Source organism: Agromyces sp. H66, from assembly GCF_004959775.1.
Classification (GTDB): Bacteria; Actinomycetota; Actinomycetes; order Actinomycetales; family Microbacteriaceae; genus Agromyces.
Genome location: NZ_SJZG01000022.1, coordinates 624 through 6,389, shown reverse-complemented (window position 1 = coordinate 6,389; position 5,766 = coordinate 624). Strand labels below are relative to the sequence as shown.

5 protein-coding genes and 1 pseudogene are annotated in these 5,766 nt (G+C 73.2%); all 6 read right to left on the bottom strand.

Features of this window, described 5'->3' with window-relative positions; all coding sequences use genetic code 11:
• Positions 1-1,459: DNA repair protein RecN (locus EZM51_RS20335; RefSeq protein ID WP_136710135.1), on the bottom strand; the 1,459-nt coding region annotated here is incomplete at its 3' end.
• A 22-nt stretch (positions 1,460-1,481) separates the two neighbouring features.
• Entirely contained in the window at positions 1,482-2,438 is a 957-nt protein-coding gene (locus tag EZM51_RS20330) for an NAD kinase (RefSeq protein ID WP_136710134.1), read from the bottom strand.
• Positions 2,393-3,202, bottom strand: coding sequence for a TlyA family RNA methyltransferase (locus tag EZM51_RS20325; RefSeq protein WP_136710133.1), 810 nt, complete (start codon positions 3,200-3,202; stop codon positions 2,393-2,395). Before EZM51_RS20325 ends, EZM51_RS20330 begins: the two co-directional genes overlap by 46 nt.
• A 2-nt stretch (positions 3,203-3,204) precedes the next feature.
• The gene (locus EZM51_RS20320; RefSeq protein WP_136710132.1) at positions 3,205-3,432 is read right to left on the bottom strand and encodes a hypothetical protein; all 228 of its coding nucleotides are present in this window, start codon (positions 3,430-3,432) and stop codon (positions 3,205-3,207) included.
• 55 nt (positions 3,433-3,487) lie between these two features.
• Positions 3,488-4,522, bottom strand: a complete 1,035-nt coding sequence (locus EZM51_RS20315) for an HAD-IIA family hydrolase (protein ID WP_136710136.1) — start codon at positions 4,520-4,522, stop codon at positions 3,488-3,490.
• Positions 4,497-5,766: pseudogene (locus tag EZM51_RS21180) on the bottom strand (primosomal protein); the annotation flags it as partial. The gene EZM51_RS20315 and the pseudogene EZM51_RS21180, both read right to left, overlap by 26 nt.

The following is a 5,766-nucleotide window of genomic DNA, read 5'->3' as shown; positions in this document are numbered from 1 at the left end:
GCCGCGCGAGCCGCCGCCCGATCTCGATGGCCGCCGCGCCGCCGACGCCGGCGTCGACCTCGTCGAACACGAACGTCGGCACCGGGTCGCTGCCGGCGATGACCACCTCGATCGCGAGCATGACGCGCGAGAGCTCGCCGCCCGAGGCACCGCGCGACACGGGCCGCGGCTCGGCGCCGGGGTGGGGGCGCAGCAGGATCGCGACCTGGTCTCGTCCGTGCGACGCGGGCTCGTGTCCCGGGTCCACCCTCACGCTGAGTCGGGCGTCGGGCATCGCGAGCGCGCCGAGTTCGGCGGTGACGGCCGTGGCGAGCCGCTCGGCCGCCTCGGTGCGCAGTTCGGTGAGCCGAGTCGCGAGCCGCTCGACGTCGTCGGCGAGGCGGGCGACGGATGTCTCGAGCAGCTCGATGCGCTCGTCGTCGCCCTCGAGCTCGACGAGTCGGAGCCCGCCCGAGCGCCGGAACTCGAGCACCTCGTCGAGCGAGCCCCCGTGCCGGCGGATGAGCGCCGTGATGAGCGACCGCCGCTCCTGCACGATCTCGAGTTCGCGGGCGCTGTCGGCGTCGAGGCCCGCGAGGTATCCGGCGAGCTCGGTCGAGGCATCCGCCAGCAGGAATCCGGCGCTCTGCAGCGCCTCGGCGATGGGCGCGAGCGCCGCGTCGTGCTCGACGACGTGCTCGAGGTGACGGCGGGCGCTGTCGACGAGGGCGATGGCGTCGGGCGCACCGTCGGTGAGGTCCTCGGCGGAGATGAGGGCGCGCGCCTGGGCCGCGGCGAGGCGGAGGTCTTCGAGGTTGGTGAGACGGTCTGCTCGGTCGGCGAGCTCGACGTCCTCGCCGGGTTGCGGGTCGGCCGCCTCCACCTCGTCGAGCGCGTCGCGAAGCTCGTCGGCCTCCCGTGCCCGGGCGTCGTGCGCGTCACGGAGCCGTTCGAGCTCGGCGGCGTCGGTGCGCCAGGCGCTGAAGGCCTCGCGGTACTCGGCGAGGGCGGCCGCGAGCGGCGCGCCCGCGAAGCGGTCGAGCGCGTCGCGTTGGGCGGTGGCCGAACGGAGCCGCTGCTGGTCGGCCTGCCCGTGCACGACGACGAGTTGGTCGCCGAGGTCGCCGAGCACGCCCACCGGAGCGCTTCGACCGCCGACGACGGCGCGGCTGCGACCCTCCGCCGACACCGATCGGCCGAGCAGGAGCTCGCCGTCGTCGATCTCGCCGCCGGTCTCGGCGACGCGTTCGGCGATCGGACCGTCGTCGGGCACGAGCCAGCGCCCTTCGACCCACGCCTGCTTGGCGCCCGCGCGCACGACGCCCGTGTCGGCACGCGCACCGAGGAGGAGCCCGAGCGCGGTGACGACCATGGTCTTGCCCGCGCCGGTCTCTCCGGTGACGGCGGTGAACCCTCCGCCGAGCGGCAGGGTGGCCTCGGCGATCACGCCGAGGTCGCGGATGCCCAGCTCCTCAATCAACGCGGCCCTCACTCATCGCGACTCACTCACGACCCGCCGGTCCCCGCCATCCCGTGACGGGCAGCGCGAACTTGTTGACCAGACGGTCGGTGAACGGCGCCTCGTGCAGGCGCGCGAGGCGCACCGGCACCGGTGATCTGGTCACGACGACGCGCGCACCGGGCGGCAGGTCGAATGTTCGGCGGCCGTCGCACCAGATCACCGCGGCGGCGTCGGTGCGCTGCAGGATCTCGACGGCGAGCGACGAGTCGGGGCCCACCACGAGGGGGCGGGCGAACAACGCATGGGCGCTGAGCGGCACGAGCAGCAACGCCTCGAGGCTCGGCCACACGACCGGGCCGCCGGCCGAGAACGAATAGGCGGTCGATCCGGTGGGCGTCGACATCACGATGCCGTCGCACCCGAACGACGAGAGCGGCCGCCGGTCGACCTCGACGACGACCTCGAGCATGCGCTCGCGTTCGGCCTTCTCGACCGTCGCCTCGTTGAGGGCCCAGCTCTCGTACACGACCTCCTGGCCGACCTTCGCCCGCACCGAGAGCGTCATGCGCTCCTCGACCGTGTAATCGCGGGCGAGTGCGCGGGCGACCGTGTAGCCGAGGTCGTCGCGCTCGCTCTCGGCCAGGAAGCCGACATGGCCGAGGTTGACCCCGAGGAGGGCGACGGGGTGGTCGCGCATGAGCTCGGCCGCGCGCAGGATCGTGCCGTCGCCCCCCAGCACGATCACGAGCTCGATGAGGTTCGGGTCGACGTCTTCGAAGCGCTTGACCTCGCCGTTCAGCTCGGGCACGAAGGCGTGCACCTCGTCCCAGTGCTCGGCGGCGATCACCGGAACGGCACCCTCGGCGAGCAACTGCGAGCACACCTCGCCGGTCGCCTCGAGGGCTGACTGCCTGCCGGTGTGGGAGACCACGAGGAAGTGCCGTGCGTCGTTCACGCGTTCGTGCCTCCAGTCAGCTGCTCCACCCGACGCATCCATTCTGTCGGATTCACCCCGCGCGACGCGCTCAGATGCACGAGGTATTCCCGATTGCCGTGGCTACCCGCGATTGGGGAGGACAGGACGCCGACCGTGCCGAGGCCGAGGTCGAAGGCCGCCCAGAGCACGCCGGACACCGCCTCGGTGCGCAGCGCCGGGTCGCGCACGATGCCCTCGCGCACCCCGCCGCGACCGACCTCGAACTGCGGTTTCACGAGCAGCACGAAGTCGGCGTCGTCGGCCGCGGTCGCGCGCAGCGCGGGCAGCACCGTCAGGAGCGAGATGAACGACAGGTCGGCCGTCACGAGGGACGGCGCCTCCGCGACGCCCGTGAGTTCGGCCAGCCAGGCGCGATCGAGGCCCCGCACGTTGCACCCCTCGACGAGCACGAGTCCCGGTGCGCCCGCGAGCTCGGGCGCGAGTTGGCCGTGGCCCACGTCGACCGCGAGCACTGTTCGGGCGCCGCGTTCGAGCAGCACCTGGGTGAAGCCGCCGGTCGACGCGCCGGCGTCGAGCACGACGCGTCCGGCAGGGTCGACGCCGAATCCGTCGAGTGCGGCGATGAGCTTGTGCGCCGCCCGGCTCACGTAATGGTCGGATGCCGCCACCACGAGTTCGGCCGTCTCGGACACCTTCATCGCCGGCTTCACCGCCGGGCGCCCATCGACCGTCACGACCCCCTCGGCGATGAGCGCGGCCGCGTGCGTGCGCGAGCGGGCCAGGCCGCGCGCCGCGAGGGCGGCGTCGAGGCGCTGTGCGGGCATCGTCAACTCGCGCCGCGCGAGGGGTCGGAGTGCTCGAGGTCGGCGCGCAGCCGGTCTGCGAGTTCCTGGTAGCCCTGCGCCCGTTCCGCGAGCTGCCGGGACTCGATGTCGCGGAGCGCGGCCGCCGTGTCGTCGGGGGCCGAGTCGCCGAGGTCGCCGGCACCCGATGCATCCGCGGCATCCGTCTTGCCGGGCGGTTCGACCGTAGCCGGCTCCTCGTCAGTGCTCACCCGACCACGCTACCCCGCCCCGCCGGCCGGGCGGCATCGTCGAGGCGGCACGCCGTCAGGAGTAGAGCCTCGCCGGCACGTCGAGCGCGTGGATCGCCGTGCCCGACGACCAGATCGCGGCACAGGCCGCGCGGAGCAGGTCGAGCCCGCCGTCGCCGTCGGCGACGATCTCGACGCGATTGCCCTCGACGCGCACGCGCGCGGCCCCGACCCGTACGACGCCGCCGCGCCCGGACTCGACGGCCGGGTACGGCTCGTGCAGGCCGCGCAGGTCGCCGAGGATGAAGTCGGGGCGGCTCTTCGCGTCGGCGGCGAGCACCTGCTTGGCGTGGTCGATTCCGGTGAGCACGAGTGCGCTGGCCATGCCGGCCCGGTTCGCACCCAGGATGTCGGTGTCGAGCCGGTCGCCCACGACGAGCGGGCGCTCAGCACCGAACCGGCGCTTCGCCTCGTCGAAGATGGGCGTCTCGGGTTTGCCCGCCACGATCGGAAGACGGCCGACGGCCGTGTGCACGGCGGAAACGAGCGTGCCGTTGCCGGGGGCGATGCCGCGCGCGACGGGGATCGTCCAGTCCATGTTGGTGGCGATCCAGGGGATGCCGGGCTCCGCGGCATCCGGGCCGCCGTGCGCGTTCAGGGCGAACGACGCCTCGGCGAGCTCACGCCAACCCACCTCGGGGGCGAAGCCCTGCACGACGGCCGCGGGCGCGTCATCCGCCGATCTCGTGACGCGGAAGCCGCGCTTCTCGAGTTCGGCGACGATGCCCTCGCCGCCGACGACGAAGATGAGCGCCCCAGGCTCGACGCGCTCCTCGAGGAGCCGCATCGCCGCCTGCGGCGACGTCACCACGTCGTCGGGCGCCACATCGAGGCCGAGCTCGGCGAGGTGGCGGGCGACGGATGCATCGCTCCGTGAGGCGTTGTTGGTGATGTAGCCGACCGCGTGCGACGTCTTCGTGCGATTGAGGCTCTCGACCGCGTGCGGGATCGCACCGTGGCCCGCGTAGACGACGCCGTCGAGGTCCGCGAACACCGCGTCGATCCCCTCGAGCGGCGTCGGATCCTCAGTCCGCGTGCGGAACAGGCCCATCGGGCGCGCCCTCATCGGTCTGATCGGCCGTCTGCATCGGGTCGACGGATGCCGCCTCGTGCTCGAGGTGCTCCCCCTCGGCGAGCACCGCGGCGACGTCGTCCTCGAGCACCGCGCCCGGGTCGTCGATCTCGTCGGTCGCTCCGGTCCCGTCGTCGTCAGGGGCGCGGGATGTCGCGAACGCCGCGTCCCCCGCGGCATCCGCTTCGTCGTCCTCCTCGAGTTCGACCTCGAAGATCTCGACGAGCTCCGACTCGGCGGGAGCACCGAGCGCCGCCTCGGCACGATCGGCACGCGCGCGCCAGTCCGTGGCCTCCGCCGTGCGTCCGAGCTCCTCGAGCACCTCGGCGTATGCGGAGAAGAGGGCCGGGCTGTACGAGAACGCCCGGTCGGGATCGAGCTGTGGGATCTCGAGCTCGGCGAGGGCGAGATCGGGCTTGCCCTGGTCGAGACGTGCGCCCGACATGGCGATCGCGAGGCCCACCTGTACGGTGGCCGGCAAGGTCGAACGGTCGACCGACCGGCCGACCTCGAGGGCGCGGTCGGGTCGCCCGACGCCGCGCTCGCTGTCGACCATGAGCGGCAGCTGGTCGTTGCGCCCCGAGATGCGACGGTAGGTGCGCAGCTCGCGCAGCGCGAGGGCGAAGTCGCCGATGGCGTAGGCCGTGATGGCGAGCGTCTCGCGCACGACGGCGATGCGACCGGCGCGGCGGGCGGCCGACTGCGCGTGCCGATGCGCCAGCTCGGGGTCCACGTCGAGGTACACGGATGCCGCGACGAGATGCCGCGCGACCCAGTCCGCGTTGTCCTTGCTCAGCGTCTTGAGCTCGGCGCGGGCGCTCTTCTCGAGGTCGCGCGCCTCGATCGAGTCGGGGATCTCGGGATCGTCGTGCCGCGGTCGCACGGCGAGGTTCGGAGCGCCGAAGGTCTCGCGGGGCGGCTGTTCCTCACGCCGGCCGCCGCGGGCGTCGGGTCGGCCGCCGCGTCGGTCGCCGCTGCTGCGTCCGGCGCCAGCCGAGGGCCGCTTCGCATCCCGGTCCCCGTACGGGCGCTTCGCGTCCCGATCGCCGTACGGCCGTTTGCCACCGCCACCGGAGTACGGGCGCTTGGCATCCCGGTCACCGTACGGGCGCTTGTCTCCCCCACCGGAGTACGGACGCTTCGCATCCCGCTCCCCGTAGGGACGCTTCGCATCCCGGTCACCGTACGGACGCTTCGCATCCCGGTCACCGTACGGACGCTTC